Here is a 2,602-nt window from a genome sequence, read left to right as displayed (position 1 = left end):
TCGAAGGGCAGGCGCGCGGCCTCCTCGAAGCGTTCGCGGTTGCGGCCCGCGTAGGCCCAGGCCACGATGCCGATGAACAGCAGGAAACAGATGACGGTGGCGGCTTCGCGCAGGAAGGTGAGGTCCATGACGGCTCCCGGTTCAGGTGACGGCGGCTTACTTGAGCAGGCGGCCCAGCGACTGCAGGTAGGCGATCGTGGCGTCCATCTCGGTCTTGCCCTCGACCTCGGCGCGGGCGCCGGCGATCTCCTCGTCGGTGTAGGGCACGCCCACCTTGCGCAGCGCGGCCATGTGGCGCGGGATGGCGTCCGCGTCCACCGGCGTCTTCTCCAGCCAGGGGTAGGCGGGCATGTTCGACTCCGGCACCACGTCGCGCGGGTTGTTCAGGTGCACGCGGTGCCATTCGTCGCTGTACTTGCCGCCCACGCGGTGCAGGTCGGGGCCGGTGCGCTTGCTGCCCCACTGGAAGGGGTGGTCGTAGACGAACTCGCCGGCCACCGAGTAGTGGCCGTAGCGCAGCGTCTCGGCGCGGAAGGGGCGGATCATCTGCGAGTGGCAGTTGTAGCAGCCCTCGCGCACGTAGATGTCGCGCCCCGCCAGTTGCAGCGCGGTGGGCGGCTTCAGCCCGGCGATCGGCTCGGTGGTGGACTTCTGGAAGTACAGCGGCACGATCTCGACCAGGCCGCCGACGGCGACGACCAGCACGATCAGCACGATCATCAGGAAGTTGTTGGTCTCGATCTTCTCGTGGGAGAAGCCGGACTTCTGGCTGGGGGTGCTCATGCTCGTTGTTCTCGCTGTTCGTTCATGCGTGGGCCACGGCGGGGATGGGCGCGCGCGTCGCGCGGCCGCGGGCCACCGTCATCCATGTGTTCCAGGCCATCACCAGCATGCCGCCGAGGAACAGCACGCCGCCGGTCAGGCGCACCACGTAGAAGGGGAAGGTGGCCTTGACGCTCTCGGCGAAGGTGTAGGTCAGGGTGCCGTCGGGGTTGATGGCGCGCCACATCAGGCCCTGCATCACGCCGGCGATCCACATCGCGGCGATGTACAGCACGATGCCGATGGTGGACAGCCAGAAGTGCAGCTCGATGGCCTTGACGCTGTGCATCGTGGTGCGGCCGTACATGCGCGGGATCAGGTAGTACAGCGAACCCATCGTGATCAGGCCCACCCAGCCCAGCGCGCCGGCGTGCACGTGGCCGACGGTCCAGTCGGTGTAGTGCGAGAGGGCGTTGACGGTCTTGATGGACATCATCGGGCCCTCGAAGGTGGACATGCCGTAGAAGGACAGGGCCACGATCAGGAAGCGCAGGATCGGGTCGGTGCGCAGCTTGTGCCAGGCGCCCGAGAGGGTCATGATGCCGTTGATCATCCCGCCCCAGCTCGGCGCCAGCAGGATCAGCGAGAACACCATGCCCACTGACTGCGTCCAGTCCGGCAGCGCGGTGTAGTGCAGGTGGTGCGGGCCGGCCCACATGTAGGTGAAGATCAGCGCCCAGAAGTGCACGATCGACAGGCGGTAGCTGTAGACCGGGCGCTCGGCCTGCTTGGGGATGTAGTAGTACATCATCCCGAGGAAGCCGGCGGTGAGGAAGAAGCCCACGGCGTTGTGGCCGTACCACCACTGCACCATCGCGTCCTGCACGCCCGCGTAGGCCGCGTAGCTCTTCATCCAGCCGGCCGGGATGGCGGCGCTGTTGACCACGTGCAGCAGCGCGATGGCCAGGATGAAGCCGCCGTAGAACCAGTTGGCCACGTAGATGTGGCGCACCTTGCGCGTGCCCACGGTGCCGAAGAAGACGATCGCGTAGGCCACCCACACCAGGGTGATCAGGATGTCGATGGGCCACTCCAGTTCGGCGTATTCCTTGCCCTGCGTGTAGCCCAGCGGCAGCGAGATGGCCGCCGCCACGATCACCGCCTGCCAGCCCCAGAAGACGAAGGAGGCCAGCTTCGGCGCGAACAGCGGCACCTGGCAGGTGCGCTGCACCACGTGGAAGCTGGTGCCGATCAGGGCGCAGCCGCCGAAGGCGAAGATCACCGCGTTGGTGTGCAGCGGCCGCAGGCGGCCGTAGCTCAGCCAGGGGATGCCCAGGTTCAGCTCGGGCCAGGTCAGCTGCGCGGCGATGAGGACGCCGACCGCCATGCCGACCACGCCCCAGACCACGGCCATCAGGGAGAACTGGCGGACGACCGTGTCGTTGTAGACCGCCGCGGGTGTGTGGGTTGACTGCATCGTGGGTACGGTGGATGGGATGGAAGCCAGTTTCCGTGCCGGTTCCCGGCATCGGTTTGACGAAGATCAATCGCCGCGCAGAATGCGCTCGCCTTCCTGCTCGATGTCGTCGAACTGGCCACGCTCGACGGCCCACCACAGCCCGGCGATGATGAGCAGCACCAGCACGACCGACAGCGGGACGAGGACGAAAAGGATCTCCATCTTCTTTTCAGTTTTTGATTGCGCTGCGCGCCACCCGCATCGCATGAAACCGCTGGCAGGCAGCGGCTCCGATGGCCGCGGAGCAGGCCATGCCAGGGCACCCGCGGAACTGGCTTCGCCAGGCCGCTGGGTGCGACCCCCTCCAAGCCGAAGGCGCCA

The 2,602-nt window shown here is 66.9% G+C and carries 4 protein-coding genes; all 4 read right to left on the bottom strand.

The window, feature by feature from the left end; translation table 11 throughout:
• On the bottom strand, positions 1-128 hold a 128-nt coding region (locus ACIY1X_RS25935), incomplete at its 3' end, for a cbb3-type cytochrome oxidase subunit 3 (protein ID WP_399686427.1).
• A 28-nt stretch (positions 129-156) separates the two neighbouring features.
• Positions 157-783, bottom strand: coding sequence for a cytochrome-c oxidase, cbb3-type subunit II (ccoO, locus tag ACIY1X_RS25930; protein ID WP_038204536.1), 627 nt, complete (start codon positions 781-783; stop codon positions 157-159).
• 22 nt (positions 784-805) lie between these two features.
• On the bottom strand, positions 806-2,239 hold the full coding sequence (ccoN, locus tag ACIY1X_RS25925; RefSeq protein ID WP_399686423.1) for a cytochrome-c oxidase, cbb3-type subunit I: 1,434 nt from the start codon (positions 2,237-2,239) through the stop codon (positions 806-808).
• Between the two features lie 66 nt (positions 2,240-2,305).
• Positions 2,306-2,443: a cbb3-type cytochrome oxidase assembly protein CcoS gene (ccoS, locus tag ACIY1X_RS25920; protein WP_399686425.1), complete on the bottom strand. Its 138-nt coding sequence runs from the start codon at positions 2,441-2,443 to the stop codon at positions 2,306-2,308.
• Between the last annotated feature and the right edge of the window lie 159 nt (positions 2,444-2,602).

Origin of the sequence: Xenophilus sp., assembly GCF_044462705.1 — a bacterium.
Lineage (GTDB): Bacteria > Pseudomonadota > Gammaproteobacteria > Burkholderiales > Burkholderiaceae_C > Xenophilus > Xenophilus azovorans.
The sequence above is the reverse complement of the archived record's forward strand: the minus strand, read 5'-3'. Positions and strand labels throughout refer to the sequence as shown.

Bases quoted from the DNA above. Each gene is read 5' to 3' on its own strand.
- ccoN (WP_399686423.1), bottom strand. From the start codon at position 2,239: ATGCAGTCAACCCACACACCCGCGGCGGTCTACAACGACACGGTCGTC.
- ccoO (WP_038204536.1), bottom strand. From the start codon at position 783: ATGAGCACCCCCAGCCAGAAGTCCGGCTTCTCCCACGAGAAGATCGAG.
- ccoS (WP_399686425.1), bottom strand. From the start codon at position 2,443: ATGGAGATCCTTTTCGTCCTCGTCCCGCTGTCGGTCGTGCTGGTGCTG.